The sequence below is a fragment of the Pseudomonas sp. THAF187a genome (assembly GCF_009363395.1).
GTDB lineage: Bacteria > Pseudomonadota > Gammaproteobacteria > Pseudomonadales > Pseudomonadaceae > Aquipseudomonas > Aquipseudomonas khazarica.
This window is the reverse complement of sequence record NZ_CP045349.1, coordinates 853,269-875,030: the sequence shown is the minus strand read 5'-3', so window position 1 is coordinate 875,030 and position 21,762 is coordinate 853,269. Positions and strand designations below refer to the sequence as shown.

20 protein-coding genes and 3 tRNA genes are annotated in these 21,762 nt (G+C 65.2%); 12 read left to right on the top strand and 11 right to left on the bottom strand.

Annotated features, from left to right (window positions below):
• Window positions 1-16: 16 nt before the first annotated feature.
• On the bottom strand, window positions 17-706 hold the full coding sequence (locus FIV02_RS03995) for an energy-coupling factor ABC transporter permease (RefSeq protein ID WP_037046222.1): 690 nt from the start codon (window positions 704-706) through the stop codon (window positions 17-19).
• Between the two features lie 119 nt (window positions 707-825).
• Between FIV02_RS03995 and FIV02_RS03990 the strand changes: the two genes are divergently transcribed.
• The 4 genes from FIV02_RS03990 to FIV02_RS03975 all read left to right on the top strand — a co-directional run bounded on the left by FIV02_RS03990 (window position 826) and on the right by FIV02_RS03975 (window position 3,563).
• Window positions 826-1,455 carry a DUF1780 domain-containing protein gene (locus FIV02_RS03990; RefSeq protein WP_037046220.1) on the top strand — a complete coding sequence of 210 codons (630 nt, stop codon included), beginning with the start codon at window positions 826-828 and terminating at the stop codon, window positions 1,453-1,455.
• Window positions 1,452-2,000 (top strand): MOSC domain-containing protein, encoded by a 549-nt coding sequence (locus FIV02_RS03985; RefSeq protein WP_037046217.1) that lies wholly within the window; start codon window positions 1,452-1,454, stop codon window positions 1,998-2,000. Before FIV02_RS03990 ends, FIV02_RS03985 begins: the two co-directional genes overlap by 4 nt.
• A 24-nt stretch (window positions 2,001-2,024) precedes the next feature.
• Window positions 2,025-2,198 (top strand): DUF3094 domain-containing protein, encoded by a 174-nt coding sequence (locus FIV02_RS03980; RefSeq protein ID WP_047592478.1) that lies wholly within the window; start codon window positions 2,025-2,027, stop codon window positions 2,196-2,198.
• Window positions 2,199-2,261: 63 nt separating this feature from the next.
• The gene (locus tag FIV02_RS03975; protein WP_037046213.1) at window positions 2,262-3,563 is read left to right on the top strand and encodes an NAD(P)/FAD-dependent oxidoreductase; all 1,302 of its coding nucleotides are present in this window, start codon (window positions 2,262-2,264) and stop codon (window positions 3,561-3,563) included.
• Window positions 3,564-3,781: 218 nt separating this feature from the next.
• Here FIV02_RS03975 and FIV02_RS03970 read toward each other — a convergent pair.
• The 3 genes from FIV02_RS03970 to FIV02_RS03960 all read right to left on the bottom strand — a co-directional run bounded on the left by FIV02_RS03970 (window position 3,782) and on the right by FIV02_RS03960 (window position 4,024).
• A tRNA-Lys gene (locus FIV02_RS03970) sits at window positions 3,782-3,857 on the bottom strand.
• A 5-nt stretch (window positions 3,858-3,862) separates the two neighbouring features.
• Window positions 3,863-3,939: transfer RNA gene (locus tag FIV02_RS03965), tRNA-Pro, on the bottom strand.
• Window positions 3,940-3,948: 9 nt separating this feature from the next.
• Window positions 3,949-4,024: transfer RNA gene (locus tag FIV02_RS03960), tRNA-Asn, on the bottom strand.
• 207 nt (window positions 4,025-4,231) lie between these two features.
• Between FIV02_RS03960 and FIV02_RS03955 the strand changes: the two genes are divergently transcribed.
• Window positions 4,232-6,556, top strand: a complete 2,325-nt coding sequence (locus FIV02_RS03955; RefSeq protein ID WP_152487861.1) for a DUF1631 domain-containing protein — start codon at window positions 4,232-4,234, stop codon at window positions 6,554-6,556.
• Window positions 6,557-6,565: 9 nt separating this feature from the next.
• Window positions 6,566-6,898: a PilZ domain-containing protein gene (locus tag FIV02_RS03950; protein WP_152487860.1), complete on the top strand. Its 333-nt coding sequence runs from the start codon at window positions 6,566-6,568 to the stop codon at window positions 6,896-6,898.
• A 91-nt stretch (window positions 6,899-6,989) separates the two neighbouring features.
• Here FIV02_RS03950 and ettA read toward each other — a convergent pair whose 3' ends face one another.
• A complete protein-coding gene (gene ettA, locus FIV02_RS03945) occupies window positions 6,990-8,657 on the bottom strand; it encodes an energy-dependent translational throttle protein EttA (RefSeq protein WP_047589915.1) in 1,668 nt (555 codons plus the stop codon).
• A gap of 372 nt (window positions 8,658-9,029) precedes the next feature.
• On the opposite strand from ettA, the gene FIV02_RS03940 reads away from it, so the two are divergent.
• Complete coding sequence (locus tag FIV02_RS03940; protein WP_152487859.1) at window positions 9,030-13,250, top strand: EAL domain-containing protein; 4,221 nt, start codon at window positions 9,030-9,032, stop codon at window positions 13,248-13,250.
• A 120-nt stretch (window positions 13,251-13,370) separates the two neighbouring features.
• Window positions 13,371-14,624 (top strand): serine hydroxymethyltransferase, encoded by a 1,254-nt coding sequence (glyA, locus tag FIV02_RS03935; protein WP_037046202.1) that lies wholly within the window; start codon window positions 13,371-13,373, stop codon window positions 14,622-14,624.
• A gap of 69 nt (window positions 14,625-14,693) precedes the next feature.
• Here glyA and FIV02_RS03930 read toward each other — a convergent pair whose 3' ends face one another.
• Entirely contained in the window at window positions 14,694-15,200 is a 507-nt protein-coding gene (locus FIV02_RS03930; RefSeq protein WP_037046200.1) for a DUF3015 domain-containing protein, read from the bottom strand.
• A gap of 164 nt (window positions 15,201-15,364) precedes the next feature.
• Here FIV02_RS03930 and FIV02_RS03925 point away from each other — a divergent pair, with 164 nt between their 5' ends.
• Window positions 15,365-15,736, top strand: a complete 372-nt coding sequence (locus tag FIV02_RS03925) for a PilZ domain-containing protein (protein ID WP_037046198.1) — start codon at window positions 15,365-15,367, stop codon at window positions 15,734-15,736.
• A gap of 5 nt (window positions 15,737-15,741) precedes the next feature.
• On the opposite strand, the gene FIV02_RS24770 is transcribed toward FIV02_RS03925, so the two are convergent.
• Both FIV02_RS24770 and radA read right to left on the bottom strand, forming a co-directional pair.
• The gene (locus FIV02_RS24770) at window positions 15,742-15,888 is read right to left on the bottom strand and encodes a hypothetical protein (RefSeq protein ID WP_167494354.1); all 147 of its coding nucleotides are present in this window, start codon (window positions 15,886-15,888) and stop codon (window positions 15,742-15,744) included.
• A 116-nt stretch (window positions 15,889-16,004) separates the two neighbouring features.
• Window positions 16,005-17,363 (bottom strand): DNA repair protein RadA, encoded by a 1,359-nt coding sequence (radA, locus tag FIV02_RS03920; RefSeq protein ID WP_037046196.1) that lies wholly within the window; start codon window positions 17,361-17,363, stop codon window positions 16,005-16,007.
• Window positions 17,364-17,456: 93 nt separating this feature from the next.
• Between radA and FIV02_RS03915 the strand changes: the two genes are divergently transcribed.
• The gene (locus FIV02_RS03915; RefSeq protein WP_152487858.1) at window positions 17,457-17,951 is read left to right on the top strand and encodes a GNAT family N-acetyltransferase; all 495 of its coding nucleotides are present in this window, start codon (window positions 17,457-17,459) and stop codon (window positions 17,949-17,951) included.
• 15 nt (window positions 17,952-17,966) lie between these two features.
• Here FIV02_RS03915 and FIV02_RS03910 read toward each other — a convergent pair whose 3' ends face one another.
• Both FIV02_RS03910 and FIV02_RS03905 read right to left on the bottom strand, forming a co-directional pair.
• The gene (locus FIV02_RS03910) at window positions 17,967-18,245 is read right to left on the bottom strand and encodes a YdcH family protein (RefSeq protein ID WP_037046191.1); all 279 of its coding nucleotides are present in this window, start codon (window positions 18,243-18,245) and stop codon (window positions 17,967-17,969) included.
• Window positions 18,246-18,324: 79 nt separating this feature from the next.
• Window positions 18,325-18,567 carry a YdcH family protein gene (locus tag FIV02_RS03905; protein ID WP_037046189.1) on the bottom strand — a complete coding sequence of 81 codons (243 nt, stop codon included), beginning with the start codon at window positions 18,565-18,567 and terminating at the stop codon, window positions 18,325-18,327.
• 171 nt (window positions 18,568-18,738) lie between these two features.
• Here FIV02_RS03905 and FIV02_RS03900 point away from each other — a divergent pair, with 171 nt between their 5' ends.
• Window positions 18,739-19,767 (top strand): CNNM domain-containing protein, encoded by a 1,029-nt coding sequence (locus FIV02_RS03900; protein ID WP_152487857.1) that lies wholly within the window; start codon window positions 18,739-18,741, stop codon window positions 19,765-19,767.
• Here FIV02_RS03900 and FIV02_RS03895 read toward each other — a convergent pair whose 3' ends face one another.
• Window positions 19,768-20,544 (bottom strand): ferredoxin--NADP reductase, encoded by a 777-nt coding sequence (locus tag FIV02_RS03895; protein ID WP_152487856.1) that lies wholly within the window; start codon window positions 20,542-20,544, stop codon window positions 19,768-19,770.
• A gap of 68 nt (window positions 20,545-20,612) precedes the next feature.
• Between FIV02_RS03895 and FIV02_RS03890 the strand changes: the two genes are divergently transcribed.
• Window positions 20,613-21,737, top strand: coding sequence for a methyltransferase (locus tag FIV02_RS03890; RefSeq protein ID WP_152487855.1), 1,125 nt, complete (start codon window positions 20,613-20,615; stop codon window positions 21,735-21,737).
• Window positions 21,738-21,762: the final 25 nt, after the last annotated feature.

Sequence of the window (21,762 nt, the reverse complement as noted above, 5' to 3'; positions counted from 1 at the left end):
CTCGATGCAGCGCCATTCACTCGCCGCGATCGCCTTCCTTCCAGGGCGCCTGCAGGTAGCGACTACGATTGAAGGTCTCCAGCCAGTCGGGATAGAACACCACCAGCGCCGTGACGATCGTGCCGTTGATGAAGGCCTCGGGAAACGCCACCAGCCACAGGTACCCGGCAAAGTCATCGAGCCATGGCGGCATCGGGTACAGGCCGTCCATCCACAGCAATGCCAGACCACCGAGTAAGGTCATCAGGGTGGCCAGCGCCGCGGGAAAGAAGCCGCAGAAGAAGATGTAGACGAACAGGTTGCGGGGCTGCGCGCGCTCCACCCGTATCGCGCACAGCTCGGTGACCAGTACCGGGATCAGCACCAGCAGCACGCCATTGACGCCAAGCGCGGCCAGATCCAGACGCCCCATGACCAGCAACCCCATCTGCGCTGCCAGGCCTGCCAGTATCGCCAGGGGCCAGTCCAGCAACAGGGTGACCGCCGTCATGCCGATGAAATGGTAGGACAGCCCCGAGTCGAAATCGCGACGCACCAGCCAGAGCAGGAACAACCCCAGCATCGTGCCGAACAGCAGGTGCTGGCGACGCAGATCGCTGAACAGCTCCAGCCAGGGCGCGCGCACCAGCGCCCAGAGCAGCGCCAGTGCATAGATCAGCCAACCGCCCAGCAATGTGCTGAACGCCAACAGCTCAGAAGCGATCATGGGGTCTCGACCTTCCTTTCCGTTCGTCGCTCGCGGGGTTTGCCAGGCAGTCTACACCGCCTCAGAACGCCTGTTCAGACACCTGGCGCATCGCCCCGTGCAACGGCTAAGCTTCGGTGATGGACGATTCCGACTACCTGCGTCTGCTCACGCATCAGGCCGAACAGGCCAACGCCTTCCTCTCCAACGCCAGGAAATGGGAGCGTGAACGCTGGGTCTGCCAGCGCCTGCTGCAGGCACTGAACGTGCGCCACCACAGCGACGACTTCAACCCGAGCGGCCAGGAACCGCCCGACGTGCTGTTTCGCGAGGCCAACTTCGAAGTGTTCTTCGTCCTCGACGAAGGTCGGCGCCTCAACGACGAATGGCGAGCCGAGCTGGAACGCCGTCGCAGTGCCTTCTCCCTGAGCCAACTGGTGCGCCGCGAAGCCCGCCCCAAGCGCATTCCCGCCAGCGAAATGCAGGCGCGCCTGGCCCCGACCTTGCGCAAGAAGGCACACAACTACCGCGAGCGTGGCATCGACCTGGGCGAGCTGGACCTGGTCGCGTTCGTCAGCCTCAAGCGGGCCGTGCTGGACTGCAACAGCCATTTCCCACCGCCCACCGAGTACCTGCGCCAGGGCTGGCGCTCGCTGTCGCTGGTCGGTCCGCGCTTCGCCCGCGTGCTGTTCGCCCACCCGGACGCCCCGGATTTTCTGCGCCACAACCTGGGCCGCAGCGTGCTGTTCGACATCGGTATCGGCTTGTGAGCCCGTTGCAGGAACTGCTGGCCGATGTGCCGCAAAGCGGACGCGTGCGCTGGATTGGCGTGCGCCCCAAGGCACGGGAAGCCATGCTCGAAGTCGAAGCCGTCGAGGCCCGCCGTGAAGCCGGACTGACCGGCGACCACAGCCGCCCCGGACCACGCAACGCACGGCAGGTCACCCTGATCCAGTGGGAGCACCTTGCCGTGGTCGCCGCCCTGCTCGGCCGCGACACGCCACTGCCGCCGGACGAGCTACGGCGCAATATCGCGGTCGCCGGCATCAACCTGTTCAGCCTCAAGGGCCGCTATTTCCGCATCGGCCAGGCGCTCCTGCAGACCACCGGCTGGTGCCAGCCCTGTGCGCGCCTCGAAGAGCGCCTGGGCCGTGGCACCTTCCAGGCCATGCGCGGCCATGGCGGCATCACCGCACGGGTGATCGAGGGCGGCATCATTCGCCTCGACGACAGCGTGCGAGTCGAAATCCTCGACAACCTTTCTGACCCGCAGGACAACGACGCTCGCCAAGGCTGGCGGGCGCGCCTAGAATAGCCGCATTCACGCAGAGGCCCTTCCATGACCAGCCGCCTGAGCCCCGAAGACCAGCAGAAAGTCGATCAGTACCTGAGTGCGCCGCAGCATCAGGTCGAGCGTCAGCCCTTTCACGTCTGGCGCCTGCTCACCATCGTGCTGATCGCCGTCATCGGCCTGGGCCTGCTGAGCCGCTTTCTGAGTCGACTGGTGCTATGAGCTGCCTCGCGCTCGCCCTCTCGCACTCACACCGTCTTTTTCAAAGCCTTGTGAGCACTTTCCATGTCCCATCGCATCGTGATTGTCGGCGGCGGCGCCGGCGGTTTGGAGCTGGCCACCCGCCTTGGTAGAAAACTGGGCAAGAGCGGCGCAGCCCGGATCATCCTGGTCGACGCCAACCTCACCCACATCTGGAAGCCCCTGCTGCACGAAGTGGCGGCCGGCTCGCTGAACTCCTCGGAAGACGAACTGAACTACGTGGCGCAGGCCAAGTGGAATCATTTCGAGTTCCAGCTCGGCCGCATGTCCGGTCTCGACCGAGCGGACAAGCACATCACCCTGGCCCCCACCCTGGACGATGACGGCCAGGTGCTGATGCCCGAGCGGCGCATCGCCTATGACAGCCTGGTGATCGCGGTGGGCAGTACCACCAACGACTTCGGCACGCCCGGCGCCGCCGAGCACTGCATCCTGCTGGACACCCGCGAGCAGGCCGAGCGCTTCCACCGCCGCATGCTCAGCCACTACCTGCGCGCCCACGCCAGCGAGCACGAGGATGGCTCGCAGATCAACATCGCCATCGTCGGTGCGGGAGCCACCGGGGTGGAACTGGCGGCCGAGTTGCACCATGCGGCGAAACAGTTGGCAGCCTACGGCCTGAACCGGATTCGCCCCGAAGACATGCGCATCACCCTGATCGAAGCGGGCCCGCGCGTTCTCCCGGCCCTGCCCGAGCGCATCGCCCGGCCAGTACACAAGACCCTGGAGAAACTCGGCGTTACCGTGCTGACCGGCGCCGCCGTCAGCGAGGTGACGGCCGAAGGCCTGAAGACCGCCGACGGCAACTTCATCCCCGCCAGCCTGAAGGTGTGGGCCGCCGGTATCCGCGCACCGGGTTTTCTCAAGGACCTGGATGGCCTGGAGAGCAATCGCATCAACCAGCTGCAGGTACGCCCGACACTGCAAACCACGCGGGATGACGATGTGTTCGCCTTCGGTGACTGCGCCGCCTGCCCGCAACCCGGCAGCGAAGGGCGCAACGTCCCTCCGCGCGCTCAGGCCGCGCACCAGCAGGCGTCTCTGCTGGCCAAGTCGCTGCGCCTGAAGATCAGCGGCCAGGCACTGCCGGAGTATCGCTATCGTGACTACGGCTCGCTGATTTCACTGTCGAGCTTCTCCGCCGTGGGCAATCTGATGGGCAACCTCACCGGCAGCGTGATGCTGGAAGGCTGGCTGGCGCGCGTGTTCTACGTGTCGCTGTATCGCATGCACCAGATGGCACTGTACGGCGTGCCGCGCACGCTGCTGCTGATGCTCAGCGACCGCATCGGCCGCAGCACCGAGCCGCGCCTGAAACTGCACTGAAAGCGGCCGCGGAGCGGCCTTCTGATGACCCTCTCCCATTCATGGGAGAGGGTGCCCGCAGGGCGGGAGAGGGCAAAACCGGCGTCCACATACCCCGCTTACCCCCTCCCCCCCCCCCTCTCCCGCAAGCACAATAGGAGAGACAAGCGAGTGACCACGCCGCAACACCCGAACGCCAGACACGAAAAAGCCCGCGCTAGGCGGGCTTCTTCGAATGGTGGTGGGTCGTGTAGGATTCGAACCTACGACCAATTGGTTAAAAGCCAACTGCTCTACCAACTGAGCTAACGACCCAAATATGGTCGGGGTAGGGGGATTCGAACTCCCGACATCTTGCTCCCAAAGCAAGCGCGCTACCGGACTGCGCTATACCCCGATTGGAATTTGGCTCCGCGACCTGGACTCGAACCAGGGACCCAATGATTAACAGTCATTTGCTCTACCGACTGAGCTATCGCGGAACTACTGACATTCCAGCCTCAACCGCGTTTCGCTTTCGCGTTGCCGCTGCTGAGGCGCGCCATTTTACGTAGCAAAAATTCCCTGTCAACCCCTGCAAACTGCTTTTACGACAATGCTTTGCAGCACGGGCATGGACTACTATATGTTTCATCGAACTGCGGCACGACGCAGGACGCGCCAGACGACGACGCCAGTTAGGACAGTCCATGAGCAGCCAGGACCAGCCCCCCATTCACCCCAAGGTGGTCAGCCTCGCCAGCCGCGGCATACAGCCGCGCTTCAGCGACCTGGTGCAGGCGTGCCGCAAACTGGTGATGAATCGCCTGGCGGAGCACCTCAACGGCGTCTTCGGCCAGGTCGACGACACCCTGTTCGAGTGCGCCGAGAAGGCCGAGAACAACAAGGTGCAGACGCTGTTCTTCGACAGCATGCGCGAGATACGCCGGCAACGCCCGCAGATCGAGCGCAGCTATCACCAGCAGATCGCCACCAACTTCTCCGATTTCCTCGACGGCAAGCTGCAGAGCCAGACCGCCGCGCAACTGGACTCCGAACACCTGGAGCTGGTGCAGAACGAAGATTACGAAGAGACCCTGCAAGTCACCAACATGGTCAGCCGGGTCAAGGCCCGCTGCACGCAGCAGCTGTTCGCCCTGGAGCAGCGCCTGGCGCTGCTCAACAACGGGCAGAAGCTCGGCGAGGACAACAACCCCTTCGGCCCGCAGGCCATCGCCCAGGCCTTTCGCGAGGCACTGGCGCCCTGCCCGTTCCCGCTGCAGATCAAGACCATCCTCTACATGCTCTTCGATCGCCATGTGATGCAGAGCCTGGACTCGCTGTACGGCGCTCTCAACCAGCGCCTGATCGACGCGGGCGTGCTGCCCAACCTCAAGTACAGCGCACAGATCAACCCGAGCGTCAGCCGCCCGGATGCACCCAAGGCAGAAGCCCCCGCCCCGGCGCAGCCAGCCACCGGCAAACCCGGCACGGCCCCGGCGAGCGCAGAGCCCGCGTTGCTCGACCTCGATCTGAGCGCGCCGCCCCCGAGCGATCCCTCGGCGCTGTTCAGCGGCCTGTCCAGCCTGCTGGACGAACATCGCCACAGTCATCCGGATGCCCCCCTGCTCGGCGGTACGCGCAGCATCGTCAGCTTCTCGCCGCGTGAGGCCAGCCGGACCTACAGCGCCAGCGAGCTGCTCGCCGCGCTCAACCGCATGCAACAGCAGTCGGCGCACGAACTGGCCCAGCGGCTACAGAAGCCGCAGGCGGTCGAGGGCCTGAAGGCCGATCTGCAACAGCAGCTGGAATCCCACAGCAGCCTGCCCGGCGACAGCAAGGTTTCCGAGCAGGAAGCCGATGTGATCGACCTGGTCGGCATGCTGTTCGACTTCATCCTCGACGACGAGAATCTGCCGGACGCCTGCAAGACCGCGCTGTCGCACCTGCATACGCCCTACCTGAAAATCGCCCTGATGGACAAGGCGCTGTTCACCCAGCATCACCACCCGGCGCGGCGCCTGCTCAACACCATGGCCCAGGCCGGCGTGCTGTATGGCAGCGAAGGTGACGAGCGCGGCTTGCTGGCCAAGATGCAGTGGGTGGTCGAGCGCGTGATTCACGGCTTCAGCGGCGACCTGGCGCTGTTCGACGGCCTGATCGAAGAGTTCAACGAATATGTCGACACCCTGCGCCACAAGGTCGAGCTGCGCGAGCGCCGTGCGGTGGAGGCCGCCAAGGGCAGGGATCGTCTGCTCGGCGCGCGCGAGCAGGCTCTGGACGTGGTGCAGCGCTGCCTGGAGCAACGCGACCTGCCGGCGATCATCCGCAACTTCCTCGAGCTGACCTGGGCCGACGTGCTGGTCTTCGTCCTGCTGCGTCATGGCGAACAGAGCGAGGAATGGCGACGTGCCAGCGAAGTGGCCGAGCAACTGGCCTGGAGCGGCACCCCGCTGGACGAGGCGGACACGCAGCGCCTGCAGGAACTGCGCGTGCCGATGCTCAGCGACCTGCGCAAAGGCCTGGAGTTGCTGGGCGGCTACCACGAGGATGGCATTCGTCGCCTGCTGCAGGACCTGGTCGCCTGCCAGCACGCCGTGCAGGCCAAGCAGCCGCAACTGGCCGCGCAACTGAGTCCCTCCCTGCCGGAAAGCCCGCTGGGTGCCATGCTCGGCGAGGATGCCGACCTGGTGCGCCAGGCGCCGTCACGCAACACGCTCTCGACACGTGCGCAGGCGCTGGCCAAGGAATTGGCGGACGTCGAGTTCGGCACCTGGTTCGAATTCGTCAGCAATGGCCAGAGCCGCGTGCTCAAGCTCTCCTGGTTCAGCCCGACCACGCACAACTACATGTTTGTCGACAACAGCGGTCAGCGTGTCGCGATCAAGCCGCTCACCGTACTGGCGAACGAAATGGAGAAGGGCCTGGCCCGCATCGTCACCCCCGAACGCGCAACACCACTGGTGGATCGCGCACTGACAGCCATCTACCGCGTGCTGCAGCGTTTCACTGGCCGCGCAGCCGAACCCCGCTGAGGAATTTCCATGGAAGAGCGTCGCCAACATAGCCGCCATGGCACCGAGATGCAGCTGGAGGTCTTCGACCTCAACAGCGGGCAGCGCCTTGGCCGTATCGTCGACCTGTCCGCGGACGGTTTCATGCTGTTCAGCGACACCCCGCATACGGCCGATGCCGTACTGGAGTGCCGCCTGGTCTGCACCTCGGAAACCCATGGCCTGCAGGAAGTGCACCTCGGGGCGGACTGCCTGTGGAGCCGGCCGGGTGCCGACGGCCAGCATTGCTGGGCCGGCTTCCATATCATCGACCTGGCCGAGGACCAGGCCAGGGCGCTGGAAGCGCTACTGGCCAAGCTGTAGCCCCCGCCCGCCTGGCGCAGATGGCCACCGCGCCCTCTGCGCCACAACGAAAAACGGAGCCCGCAGGCTCCGTTTTTCATCCACCGGACGCTTACTGCGCCAGTTTCTTGTAACGCACGCGGTGCGGCTGCGCGGCGGCGTCGCCCAGGCGCTTCTTGCGATCGGCTTCGAACTCGGTGTAGTTGCCTTCGAAGAAGTTGACCTTGGCATCGTCCTCGTAGGAGAGGATGTGGGTGGCGATACGGTCGAGGAACCAGCGATCGTGGGAAATCACGATGGCGGCGCCGGGGAAGTCCAGCAGCGCGTCTTCCAACGCACGCAGGGTTTCCACGTCGAGGTCGTTGGACGGTTCGTCGAGCAGCAGCACGTTGCCGCCCTGTTTCAGGGTCAGGGCCATGTGCAGACGGCCACGCTCACCACCGGAGAGGTCCTTGACGAACTTCTGCTGGTCGGCGCCCTTGAAGTTGAAGCGGCCGACGTAACCACGCGACGGCACCTCGTAGTTGCCCACCTTGATCATGTCGAAGCCGTCGGAGACCTGCTCCCACACGGTCTTGTTGCCTTCGAGCGCCTCGCGGCTCTGCTCGACGCTGGCGATCTGCACGGTTTCACCGATCTCGATGTGGCCGGAGTCCGGTTGTTCCTTGCCGGTGATCATGCGCAGCAGGGTCGACTTACCGGCACCGTTGCCACCGATCACGCCGACGATGGCGCCTTTCGGGATGCTGAACGACAGGTCGTCGATCAGTACGCGGTCGCCGAAGGACTTCGACACATTGACGAAGTCGATGACCTTGTCGCCCAGACGCGGACCGGCCGGGATGTAGATCTCGTTGGTCTCGCTGCGTTTCTGGAATTCCTGCGACTGCATTTCCTCGAAACGCTGCAGACGCGCCTTGGATTTCGACTGACGCGCCTTGGCGCCCTGGCGAACCCACTCCAGCTCGGCCTTCATGGCCTTGGCGTGCGACGCCTCGGCCTTGGCTTCCTGGGCCAGACGGTTGGACTTCGATTCCAGCCAGCCGGAGTAGTTGCCCTCGTAGGGGATACCGTGGCCACGGTCGAGTTCGAGAATCCAGCCGGCGACGTTGTCGAGGAAGTAACGGTCGTGGGTGATCGCCACCACGGTGCCGGGGAAATCGTGCAGGAAGCGCTCCAGCCAGGCCACCGAGTCGGCGTCCAGGTGGTTGGTCGGTTCGTCCAGCAGCAGCATGTCGGGCGCCGACAGCAGCAGACGGCACAGCGCCACACGGCGCTTCTCGCCACCGGAGAGGTGCTCGATCTTGGCGTCCCAGGCCGGCAGACGCAGGGCGTCGGCGGCGACTTCCAGCTGGCGCTCCAGGTTATGCCCATCGGCGGCCTGCAGAATGGCTTCCAGCTTGGCCTGTTCGGCGGCCAGCGCATCGAAGTCGGCATCCGGCTCGGCATAGGCGGCGTACACCTCGTCGAGACGTGCCTGGGCCTGCTTGATCTCGCCTACTGCCTCTTCGACGATGTCGCGCACGCTCTTGGTCGGGTCAAGCTGCGGTTCCTGCGGCAGGTAACCGACCTTGATGCCGGGCATGGGACGGGCTTCGCCGTCGATCTCGGTGTCGACGCCCGCCATGATGCGCAGCAGCGTCGACTTGCCGGCGCCGTTGAGGCCGAGCACACCGATCTTGGCGCCCGGGAAGAACGAGAGAGAGATGTCCTTGAGGATTTCACGCTTCGGCGGGACGACCTTGCTGACCCGATGCATGCTGTAGACGTACTGAGCCATGGAGAACCTGACTGGTGAGAATGAGAGCTGAAAAAGTGGCGCACCCGGCACGCGTGGCGAAAACGTCGTGGGGACGCTGAACGTGCGATGCGCAACCGTCGTTTGCCGTCTGCGGCCGTTTTCGCGACCTCCGCAGCCTGACAGCGTGCAGAGACCTTAGCCGCCACGGAGAGGAACGCCAAGTATGGCGCGGACAGTTTGCGCACGCGGCGCAAAGCTACCGCAATGCAGGCGACAGGGCAAACTACGCTCGTCGAGCGGAACTGGCACTTGGCCACATTTACAGGCATTCTAGCCGGCTGACGTGAGCAGAGGCCCGCTCGCGCTTGTCATAGCAGATACAACCCCGCACTGGCTGCAGGCTCATAGAACGTGTCGACTCCCTCATCCCAGCCGAACTCCCCCACGGGCGAGTCGCGTGCGCCAAGGCGTCGCGAAGCGCTGCGGCGTGCGCTGGTGGTCCTGGTGCTGGCGATTCTGGGTCTGCTGGCCTGGCAACTGGTGCAGGAGCATCGGCAACTGCTCGGCAGCCAGAAGCAGCTCAGCCTCAGCTACGGTGAACAGCTGGCCAAGCACCTGAGCCTGAGCATGCGCCTGAAGGCCCAGGCCGGGCAGGCCATGCTGCACAGCGCGGAGGACGCCAAGCACAGTGACGCCGAACTGCTCGGCACGCTGCGCAGCATTTTCCCGACCCTCAGCAGCATGGCCTGGTTCGACGCCAACGGTCAGTTGCTCAGCGACAGCTTCGCCAGTGCGAATGACCGCAGCTTCATTCGCAACCAGCTGCAGCGCAGCGCTTCGGCTGCCTACCATTTCGCCTTCAGTGCCCAGGACGGCGGCGCCCTGTACCTGCTGCTGAGGCAGGCCGACGGCAGCCATCGCGTCCTGCGCATGAGCACCAAGGCGCTGAGGAACTGGCTGCGCGAGCAACACCAGAGCGAACACGACTGGCTGCTCGAGGACCAGCAGAGCCTGCGCGTCATCGCCCGGGCCGACCACCTGCAGCAGGCGGCCGGCAGCATCGCACCGGTCACCGGCGCCGAGCAGGCGCAGAGCCTCGCACAGATTCCCCTGCCCGGCAGCGACTGGCAGCTGCGCCCGCTCTTCGATGCCGATCGCGCCAGCAACGAACTGATGCCAACGCTGGCCGGCAAGTTCCTGCTGTTCGTCCTGTGCTCGTTGCTGACGCTCCTCGCCCTCTACGGCCTGCAACGCGAGCAGCGCCGCCTGCAGCGCCTGAACACCGAATCGCGGCGCTCGCTGCATCGCGCCGCCAGTGCGCTCGGGGCAGTCGAAGAACGCATTCTCGTGACCCAGTCCGATGGCAAGCTGCGCTACCTCAACCCGCAGGCCGAGGCGCTGTTCGGCCTCAGCAGCGAGGCCGCCTGGGACCTGCACCTGCTCGACCTGCTGCCCGACCTCGATCCGTTGCTGCTCAACAGCCCGCAGTTGGCCGGCGACCCCGGCCCCGAGCTGGTCCGGGTGGAGCGCCAGGGCAGCGCCCGCCTGTTCGCCGTGACCCGCAGCGACATCGGCGACGCCGGGCTAAGGGGTGGCTACGTCTGGGTACTGCGCGACGTGACCGACGAGCAGCAGGCGATGCGTGTGCTGCAGGAAACCCGCAGGCGCTATCAGGACATCTTCGACGGCACCGGGGTCGCCCTCTGCGTGCTTGACCTCTCCGGCCTGCGCAGCCTGCTGCTGCAGAACAAGCTGCGCGATGCCGCCGGCCTCCAGCGCTGGCTGAAAGCCGATGCCCAGCACCACACACTGCTGCTGGACCAGCTGCGCATCACCGAGGCCAATCAGGTGGCGCTCAACCTGCTCGGCGTCAAATCCATCGAGCAGGCCTGGCATCAGCTGATCGACAGCGGCCCGATCAGGCCGGACGACCTGCGCTACCGGCTGGCGGTCGCCGTGCTCGAAGGTCCCAACCTGGTGGAGCTGGAGACCCAGCTGGTCACCGCGCAGGGCCTGCAGCGCCATGTCTGGCTGGTCCTGCGCCTGCCGGAGATGATCCAGGACTACCAGGCCGTGACGCTGAGCATCAGCGACATCACCAGCCGCAAGCGCATCGAGCTGTCGCTGATCGAGCGCGAGCGCTTCTGGTCCGAGGTGGTACGTTCGGTACCCGACCTGCTCTACGTGCATGACATGCAGAACCGCCAGGTGCTGTTCAGCAACCACAGCCTCGGCCTGCAACTCGGCTACAGCAAGGCCGAGCTGCGCAGCATGCGCGAGGATTTCTGGGAGCAGGTGCTGCACCCGGACGACAGCGACTACTACTGGCGTATCCGCAACCTGCAGAAAGTGGTCGGCGACGGCCTGCTGCTCGAGTCGGTGCTGCGCTGGCGCCACCGCGACGGCCAGTGGCGCTGGTTCAGCATCCGCGAGCAGGCCCTGGCGCGCGATGAGCGGGGCCGGGTAAGCCGCCTGATCGGCGTCGCCAAGGACATCACCGAACAGATCGAACGCAACCAGTCGCTGCGCGACAGCGAGCAGCGCTATCGCCTGCTGGCGGAGAGCATCAGCGACGTGATCTTCTCCACCGACAGCAGCCTGGCGCTGAACTACGTCAGCCCCTCTGTCGAGCCGGTGCTGGGCTACTCCGTCAACTGGGTCATGGCCAACGGTTTCGCCAACATGGCCGCCAACCCGCAGCAACTGGTCGGCCTCAACCACCTGCTCGAGCGCATTCGCGATGCACTCGGCGAACGCGATCGCCTCAACCGCCTGCGCGACGAACTGCCGGACCAGCTGTTCGTGTTCGACTGCCTGCGCGCCGACGGCCACAAGATCCCGGTGGAGCTGCGCCTGGTGCTGATGTGGGACGAGAACGGCCGTTTCGAGGGCATCCTCGGCGTGGGCCGCGACATCAGCCAGCAGCGCCGCGCGGAAAAGGACCTGCGCATGGCGGCGACGGTCTTCGAACACTCCACTGCCGCGATCCTGGTGACCGACCCGGCCGGCTACATCGTTCAGGTCAACAAGGCGTTCAGCCGGGTCAGCGGCTATTCCGCCGGCCAGGTGCTCGACCAGTTGCCCGGCATGCTCACCGCCGATCGCCAGCAGGCGACGCACATGCAGTACATCCTCGGCCAGCTCAACCAGCGCGGCAGCTGGGAGGGCGAGGTCTGGCTCAAGCGCAAGGGTGGCGAGAACTTCCCGGCCTGGGTCGGCATCACCGCGGTGCACGACGAGGAAGGCGACCTCGTCAGCTACGTGTGCTTCTTCAGCGACATCAGCGAGCGCAAGGCCAGCGAGCAGCGTATCCACCGCCTGGCCTACTACGATGCCCTCACCCACCTGCCCAACCGCACGCTGTTCCAGGACCGGCTGCACAGCGCCCTGCAACATGCCGAACGGCATGACGAGTGGGTGGTGCTGATGTTCCTCGACCTCGATCGCTTCAAGCCGATCAACGATTCGCTGGGCCACGCGGCCGGTGACCGCATGCTCAAGGACGTGGCCGTGCGCCTGTCGGCCTGCGTCGACGGCGACGACACCGTCGCGCGCATGGGCGGCGACGAATTCACCCTGCTGCTGCAACCGCGCGCCAGTCGCGAAGGTGCCCTGAACCGCGCCATCCATGTCGCCGAACAGATTCTCGCCAGCCTGGCACGCCCCTTCGTGCTCGAAGGACGCGAGTTCTTCGTCACGGCCAGCATCGGCATTGCCCTCGCCCCGCAGGACGGTGACGAGCTGAGCCAGCTGATGAAGAACGCCGACACCGCCATGTACCACGCCAAGGAACGTGGCAAGAACAACTTCCAGTTCTACCAGGCCGACATGAACGCCAGCGCCCTGGAGCGCCTGGAGCTGGAGAGCGACCTGCGCCATGCCCAGGAACAGGGCCAGTTCGTCCTGCACTACCAGCCCCAGTTCTCCGGCGACGGCCGCCGCCTGACCGGCGTCGAGGCCCTGCTGCGCTGGAACCACCCGAGCCGTGGCCTGGTACCGCCGGACGATTTCATCCCGGTGCTGGAAGAACTCGGGCTGGTGGTACAGGTCGGCGAATGGGTCCTGGAAGAAGCCTGCCGCCAGCTCAAGGCCTGGCACGACGAGAAGATCCGCATCCCCAAGGTCTCGGTCAACCTCTCCGCCCGTCAGTTCGCCGAAGGCGACCTGAGCGCGCGCATCGCCGCCGTCATCGAACGCACCGGGCTGCCGCCAGCCTGCCTGGAGGTCGAGCTGACCGAGAGCATCCTGATGCACGACGTGACCAGCGCCATGCAGACGCTGCACGAGCTCAAGCGCCTGGGCCTGTGCATCGCGGTGGATGACTTCGGCACCGGCTACAGCTCGCTGAACTACCTCAAGCAGTTCCCCATCGACGTGCTGAAGATCGACCGCAGCTTCGTCGACGGCCTGCCGGAGGGCGAGCAGGATGCGCAGATCGCCCGCGCCATCATCGCCATGGCCCACAGCCTGAACATGATGGTGATTGCCGAAGGCGTGGAGAGCCAGGCGCAACTGGACTTCCTGCGCGAGCACGGCTGCGACGAAGTACAGGGCTACCTGCTCGGGCGGCCGATGCAGGCCCAGCAGTTCAGCGCCCGGCTCAACGCTGCCGAGCTGTTCATGCTCATCTGAACGACGCGCATGAGGGCCACTTGTCTGCCTCATGACCGACCTTCATATGCCTGAATGCGACCTTTGCGGTAGAATCCGCCCCTTAATTTCTTCCGCCCAACTGGTTTTCAGGGGATTGCCATGTTCAGCCGTGATTTGAATCTCGCTCGTTTTGACGCCGAACTCTTTGCCGCGATGGAGCAGGAAGCTCAGCGCCAGGAAGAGCACATCGAGCTGATCGCCTCGGAAAACTACACCAGCCCGGCGGTGATGGAAGCCCAGGGCAGCGTGCTGACCAACAAGTACGCCGAAGGCTACCCGGGCAAGCGCTACTACGGTGGCTGCGAGTACGTCGACGTGGTCGAGCAGCTGGCCATCGACCGCGCCAAGGAGCTGTTCGGCGCCGACTACGCCAACGTCCAGCCGCACTCCGGCAGCCAGGCCAACAGCGCCGTGTACATGGCCCTGCTCAACGCCGGCGACACCGTACTGGGCATGAGCCTGGCCCACGGCGGCCACCTGACCCACGGCGCCAGCGTCAGCTTCTCCGGCAAGATCTACAACGCCGTGCAGTACGGCATCAACGACCAGGGCCTGATCGACTACGACGAAGTCGAGCGCCTGGCCGTCGAGCACAAGCCGAAGATGATCATCGCCGGCTTCAGCGCCTACTCGCAGGTACTGGACTTCCCACGCTTCCGCGCCATCGCCGACAAGGTCGGTGCCTACCTGTTCGTCGACATGGCCCACGTCGCCGGCCTGGTCGCCGCCGGCCTGTACCCGAACCCGGTGCCGTTCGCCGACGTGGTCACCACCACCACCCACAAGACCCTGCGCGGTCCGCGCGGAGGCCTGATCCTGGCGCGCAAGAACGAAGAGCTGGAGAAGAAGTTCAACTCCGCCGTCTTCCCAGGCGGCCAGGGCGGCCCGCTGGAGCACGTCATCGCCGCCAAGGCCGTGTGCTTCAAGGAAGCGCTGCAGCCCGAGTTCAAGGCCTACCAGGCCCAGGTGATCAAGAACGCCCAGAGCATGGCTCAGGTGTTCATCGAAAACGGCTACGACGTGGTTTCCGGCGGCACCGAGAACCACCTGTTCCTGCTGTCGCTGATCAAGCAGGACATCACCGGCAAGGACGCAGACGCCGCCCTGGGCCGCGCCTACATCACCGTGAACAAGAACAGCGTGCCGAACGACCCGCGCTCGCCGTTCGTCACCTCCGGCCTGCGTATCGGCACCCCGGCCGTGACCACTCGCGGCTTCAAGGAAGACGAGTGCCGCCAGCTGGCAGGCTGGATCTGCGAAGTGCTGGCCAATATCGGCAACGATGAAGTCGAAGGCCGCGTGCGCGAGCAGGTCAAGGCCCTGTGCGCCCGCTTCCCGGTCTACGGCAACTGAGGCTCAGCCTGAAATGAAGAAGCCCGCCGATCGGCGGGCTTCTTTTTGCCTGGGATTCAACGCAGCACGTCAGGCCGGTTGTTTCACATAGCGCGCCAGCTGGGCGTCGCGGCTCATCACGTCGAGGGTGGCGGCCAGTACCTGCTCGCTGGTGGCGTCGGCCTGGCTGAAGATGCTGCCGAAATTGTCGTGGGTGACCTTGGCGAAGTGTGCACGGTCCTTGGCCTCCACACCCAGCAGGGTGGCGTAGGCATCCAGCGCCTCGCCCTCACCGACCGCCATGTCTTCGGCGATGGAGTCGAGCATGCCGTTCATCGCCAGCATGGAGCGACCGTTGTAGCCCAGCGCACCGCTGGTGTCGCAGCCGTTGGTGCCGGAGGTCATGCCAAAGGTGGCATTGCCCGAGGTGCCGTTGGTGGTGGTAGCCAGGAAGTGCGGCGCCATGCCGCGCTGCCCTTCGAACAACATGTTGCCCCAGCCGCAGCCATTGCCACCGGCTGCGTCGGCAAATGCGCCAACACTGGCCATACTCAACAGGCCAAAGACCAAACCCTTGCCCAGCAGTCGCTTGCTCATATCTATCGCTCCGCAATATCGAGTAGTAAAAACCGCATAAGGAGCTTTGGCGACACTTGCCCACCTGTCAAACTGATGTGTATCTGTCGTGAGCCACGACGTGGCGCACATCACACGACCAACAGCCTTGACTATAGTGATGTAAACACCTCAGGAGCATGGGCATGAGTGAACCAGCCAATGAGCGTCGGCGCTTCCAGCGCATCGCCTTCGACGCTCCCACCGTAATCGCCCAGGGTGAGCGGCAATGGAAGGCAGCGCTGCACGACATCTCACTCAAAGGCCTGCTGATCAGGACGCCGCGTGACTGGAGCGGTGACCCGGATCAGCCGTTCGAGGCGCTGGTGGAACTGGGCGGCGAAGCCCGGGTGAAGATGGAGGTGGTGCTGACCCGTACGCAGCCTCACTACCTCGGCTTCGTCTGCCGCCATATCGACCTCGAATCCATCAGCCACCTGCGCCGCCTGGTCGAACTCAACCTTGGCGATGAAGAGCTGCTGGAGCGCGAACTGGCGGCACTGGGCGAAGACGACTGAGCCGATCAGTGACGCAGGCAGGCAGCCTCGGCCTGCTCGCGGCGCTGACGTCGCGCCTGGAGACGCTGCGCCTCGCGGCGGGCATCGCGCGACTCGACAGCCTTGGCGTCGAAGTTGAAAGCACGGGAAAAGAAGTCGAAGAACAGGAACATGAGGGTGTCTCCTTGGTTGGATACACCCTCATGCTGCGCGTAGATAGCCTGCTACCTATTGATCCCGGTCAATTCTGCCCGGAGCCCCCTCGCGGCAGAACGCCGCAGCCCCGAAGCTACTCGAACAACGCATCCAGCGCCTGCTCCAGGCGCGTCACCGCGATGATCTGCAATCCTGCCGGCGCTTCCTTCGGCGCATTGCCCTTAGGCACGATGGCACGCTTGAAGCCATGCTTGGCCGCTTCCTTGAGGCGCTCCTGGCCACTGGGCACCGGGCGGATCTCGCCGGACAGGCCGATCTCGCCGAACACCAGCAGGTCATGTTGCAGCGGGCGGTTGCGCAGGCTGGAGATGACCGCCGCCATCAGCGCCAGATCCGACGCCGTTTCCAGCACCTTCACCCCGCCGACCACGTTGAGGAACACGTCCTGGTCGTAGGTGGGGATGCCGCCATGGCGATGCAGCACGGCCAGGAGCATCGCCAGGCGATTCTGGTCCAGGCCCAGGGTGACACGGCGCGGGTTGCCCAGGTGGCTGGTGTCGACCAGCGCCTGCACCTCCACCAGCATCGGCCGCGAGCCCTCCCAGGTGGCCATCACCACGCTACCGGGCACCGCCTCCTGGGCACGGGTGAGGAAGATCGCCGAGGGGTTGGAGACTTCCTTGAGGCCCTTGTCGGTCATGCCGAACACGCCCAGTTCATTCACCGCGCCGAAGCGGTTCTTCACCGCGCGCAGCAGGCGCAGGCGCCCGTCGGACTCACCCTCGAAATACAGCACGGTATCGACCATGTGCTCCAGCACCCGCGGGCCGGCCAGCGCGCCTTCCTTGGTGACGTGGCCGACCAGGAAGATCGCCGTGCCGCTCTGCTTGGCGAAGCGCACCAGCAGCGCCGCGCTCTCGCGTACCTGGGCGACGCCGCCCGGCGCGGACTGCAGCTGCTCGGTGAAGATGGTCTGGATCGAGTCGATCACCATGACCTTGGGCTTTTCCTGACGGGCGGTGGCGATGATCGACTCGATGCAGGTCTCGGTCATCACCTTGAGCTTGTCCTGCGGCAGGTCCAGGCGCCGGGCACGCATGGCCACCTGCTGCTGCGACTCCTCGCCGGTGACGTACAGGGCCGGGAAGCGCTGGGCGACATTGCACAGGGTCTGCAGCAGGATGGTCGACTTGCCGATACCCGGATCACCACCGATCAGCACCACCGAGCCATCCACCAGGCCGCCGCCCAGCACCCGGTCCAGCTCACTGGAGGCGGTGGAGAAACGCGGAATCTCCTCGACGCTGACCTCGGCCAGGGTCTTGATGTTGGCCTTGTCACCCGCCCAGCCGCTGCGCCCACTGGGCGTGGCGCCCTCGACCACGGTTTCCACCAGGGTATTCCAGGCGCCGCACTCGCCACACTGCCCCGCCCACTTCGGGAAGGTGGCGCCGCACTCGGTGCAGCCGTACATGCGTTTTGCCTTGGCCATGGGGAAGTCGTCCTGCCTGTTCAACGAAGGCTGGAACGATACCGAACAACTGGATAAATTTACAGACCAGGTCTATTTCACGCGGATACGCTCATGCAGATCGAACTGCTGCCCACCAGCGCCGAACAGCTTCCGCTGCTCGCCAACCTGTACCAGTTCTATGCCTACGAAAGCTCCGACTGGGAGCAGGAGGACGTGGAAACCGACGGACGCTTCTACATCCACGAGCCGCACCTGCAACGCTACTGGCAGGACGCCGGCTGGAGCGCACAGCTGGTCCTCGCCGACGGTTTCATCGCCGGCTTCGTGCTGATCGAGCGCAGCGAGCTACCCGGCATCGACGCCCCGGAGTTCGCCGACCTGTTCATTCTGAAGAAGTACCGCCGTCGGGGCATCGGCCGTGCGCTGGTGCAGCAGCTGATGGGCGATGGCCAGCCCTGGCTGCTGCGCTACTACTGCCAGGACGAACTGGCCCGGGCCTTCTGGCAACGGCTGCTGAGCGAGTGGCCCAGACCCGCGCGCGCGATCTGGACGGAGGATGAAGCGGACGGGCTGCTCACCTACCTGATCAACCCGCCGGTGCATTGAAGCCTGGGCCGGGGCTCAGTCCTTGCAACCGTTGCCGCAACCGCAGCACTGCCCGCTGGCACGCTTGAGCTGCCGGGCCAGTTCATCCTTGAGCGCGACGCGGTTGAGCTTGAGCGCCTGCAGGGAAACGTCGTCGAGCAACTCGATGCCGTCTTCGATCCGGCAGATGCGCTTGTCCAGCACCTCGTACTCCTCGGCCTGCCTGGCGAAGAGCGCATCGCCCTGGCGCAGGCGCTGCAGGGCGTCGCGGTGCTCGGGGAAATCATGGATCAGGGGGTGATGATCGACGTGCATGGTGCAGCTCCTGGCTAAGGTGTTGATCGCAGCCTAGCCCGCCGCCGTCGCCCCACCCTTGACCCTGATCAAGCCCCCATCAGGTAGCCCCGTGCAGCAGGTCCGCGATCTCGTCCTTGAGGCCGACGCGCTGTAGCTTGAGCCCCTGCAACATCAGATCATCGGCGACCGAACGGCCGTCCTCTATCTCGTAGATGCGCTTGTCCAGTGCCTCGTACTCCTCCGCCAGCCTGGCGAAGCGCGCGTCGCTCTGCATCAGCTTGCGCAACGCATCGTGCTGCTGCGGAAATTCTCGGTTGAGCGGGTGATGTTCAAGCGGCATGGAGGACCCTCCCGGAGATCGTCCTATTCAGCCTAGTCGAAGCTGCGCCAGGCGTAGCCCCGCCACACGAGCGCAGCAGGCACCGAGAGGAAATGAAATGTTGCAGCTTGCGTGCATTGTGCAGCCTGTTTTCCGTTAAATTGGCAGGCCCTTGGTTACCAACACCCCTACATGACACTCCTGATAGCGTTCGCTGTCCTCTCCATCCTGGTTTCGTTCATCTGTTCCATCCTCGAAGCCGCGCTGCTCTCCCTCACGCCCAGCTACATCGCTCAGCAGAAGCTCGAACGACCGCGCCTGTATGAACGCCTGAAGGCGCTCAAGGACAAGATCGACCAGCCGCTGGCGGCCATTCTCACGCTGAACACCGTTGCCCACACGGTCGGCGCCACAGGCGTCGGCGCGCAGGTGACCATTGTCTTCGGCGATGGCTACCTGGGTGCCGCCTCGGCGATCATGACTCTGCTGATACTGGTGCTCTCGGAAATCCTGCCGAAGACCATCGGTGCACGCTACTGGCGTACCTTCGCGCCCTTCCTGCCCGGTCTGCTGCAGGCGATGATCCTGTTGCTCAAGCCGTTCATCTTCATGTCCGACCTGATCATGCGCCTGTTCGGCGGCAAGGAGCCGGAGCATGACGTTCGCCAGGAGATCAAGGCCCTGACCCTGCTCGGCCGCGAAGTGGGCTCGCTCGACGAGGACGAGCAGCGCGTGATCGGCAACATTCTCGACCTGCACGAGATTCGCCTGCGCGACATCATGACCCCGCGCATCGTCTGCGAATCGGCCGCGCCGGACGAGTCCATCGCCGCGTTCAAGGCCCGCGCCCGGTTGAGCCAGTTCTCCCGCTACCCGGTCATCGGCGAGGACGAGTCGCCGCTGGGCGTGGTGTTTCGCTACGACGCCCTGACCGCCGAAGATGATTCGGCAGCGCTGACCAGCATCATGAAACCGCTGAAGGTAGTGCCGGAAAGCATGAACGCCGAGAACCTGATGACCCAGCTGATGCAGGAGCGTCAGCACATGTGCCTGGTGTACGACGAGTTCGGCAGCTGGCGCGGCCTGGTGACGCTGGAAGACATCATGGAAACCATCATCGGCAAGCCGATCCTCGACGAGACCGACGACATCCCCAACATGCGCCGCTTCGCCAAGCGCCGCTGGGAGCATCGCATCAAGGCGATCCGCGAAGAAGACTGATCACCAGTAGTTCTCCACCGCCACCTGGCCCGGACGCCGGGTCAGGCTCAGGTTCAGGCCACGGGCCTTCAGGCGCTGGCGGATATCGTCGATCATCTGCGGGTTGCCGCAGATCATCACCCGCGAGTCTTCGGGCGTCAGCTGCAGGCCCGCCGCACGCTCCAGTTCGCCGTTGTCGAGCAGTTCGGTGATGCGCGCGCCCAGGCAACCCGCCGCCGGCTCGCGCGTCACCACCGGCAGGTAGGTGAGCTTGTGTGCGAACTCGGCCAGGTGCTCCAGGCTGGCGAACCCCGCGATCATCGACTGGTAGGCCAGTTCGGCGCGGGTGCGCGCGCTGTACACCAGCACGATGCGTTCGAAACGCTGCCACACCTCGAAGTCCTGGAGGATCGACAGGAACGGCGCGATGCCGGTGCCGCTGCCCAGCAGCCACAGGTCGCGGCCGTCGACGAAACGGTCCAGCGTCAGGTAGCCGGTGGCTTGTCGTTCCACCAGCAGGCTGTCGCCAGCGCGCAGACGGCTCAGCTCGCTGGTGAACTCGCCCCCCGGCACCACGATGGAGAAGAATTCGAGGAACTCGTCGTGCGGCGCGGACACCAGCGAGTAGGCGCGCCAGACCTGCGTGCCATCGGCCTTCTCCACGCCGAGACGCACGAACTGCCCGGCGCGAAAGCGGAAGCCGGCAGCGCGCGTGGTGCGCAGGGTAAACAGACTCGGCGTCAGGCCCTGCACGTCCAGCAGTGTCTGACGGGTGAACTTGTCTTCGCTGACGGTCATAATCGCCTCCTCATCGAATACCCGCCCAGTCTGGCGCAATCGGCCGACGACAAACACCGAAGGTTTGCATGCCTACTCTCGATACCCCCTTCGCCAGCCTCGACCTGCTGCGCCAGCCGCACCAACCGAACGAGCCGCTGCAAGCCTTCGACGCCGCCGACGAGTACCTGCTCAATCATCTGCATGAGCAGGGCATCCAGGCAGACACCCGGGTGCTGCTGCTCAACGATAGCTTCGGCGCCCTGGCCTGCTCGCTGGCGAGCCACTGCCAGGTGACCAGCAGCAGCGACTCGCACCTGGGCTTTCTCGCCCTGACCAGGAACCTCGCCAGCAATGGCCTCAGTGCGGACGCGGTGAACTTCGTTCCGGCCAGCGCCAGCGCGCAAGGCCCGTTCGACTGGGTGCTGATCCGCGTGCCCAAGACCCTGGCCCTGCTCGAAGAACAGCTGATTCGCCTGCATGGTCAGCTGGCCCCCGGCGCGCGGGTGGTCGCCGGCGCCATGGTCAAGCACCTGCCACGTGCCGCAGGCGATCTGCTGGAGAAATACCTGGGCCCGGTGCAGGCCTCACTGGCGGTGAAGAAGGCGCGCCTGCTGCAGGTGAGCGTCGCAGACAAAGGCGCAGCGAGCTCGCCCTACCCGACGCGCTACCGCCTGGACATCCCCGCGCTGGAGCTGGTCAACCACGCCAACCTGTTCTGCCGCGAAGGCCTGGATATCGGCACCCGGGCGTTCCTCCCGCACCTGCCGCAGCACCTCGATGCGCGCCGGGTCGCCGATCTCGGTTGCGGCAACGGCGTGCTCGGCATCGCCTATGCCCTGAACAATCCGCAGGCCGAGCTGACGCTGGTGGACGAGTCGTACATGGCCGTGCAATCGGCACAGGAAAACTGGCGCGCGGCGCTGGGGGAACGGCCGGCGACCATCCGTGCGGGCGACGGCCTGGCCGAGCAGCCGGCCGACTCGCTGGACCTGGTGCTGTGCAACCCGCCTTTCCATCAGCAGCAGGTGGTCGGCGACTTCCTCGCCTGGCGCATGTTCCAGCAGGCCCGCGCCGCGCTGGTAACGGGCGGCGAGCTGTGGATCGTCGGCAACCGTCATCTCGGCTATCACGCCAAGCTCAAGCGCCTGTTCCGTGGCGTCGAGCAGGTCGCGGCCACGCCCAAGTTCGTCGTGCTCAAGGCCAGCAAGTAAGCGCCGCGCAGCCTCGACGCTCTCC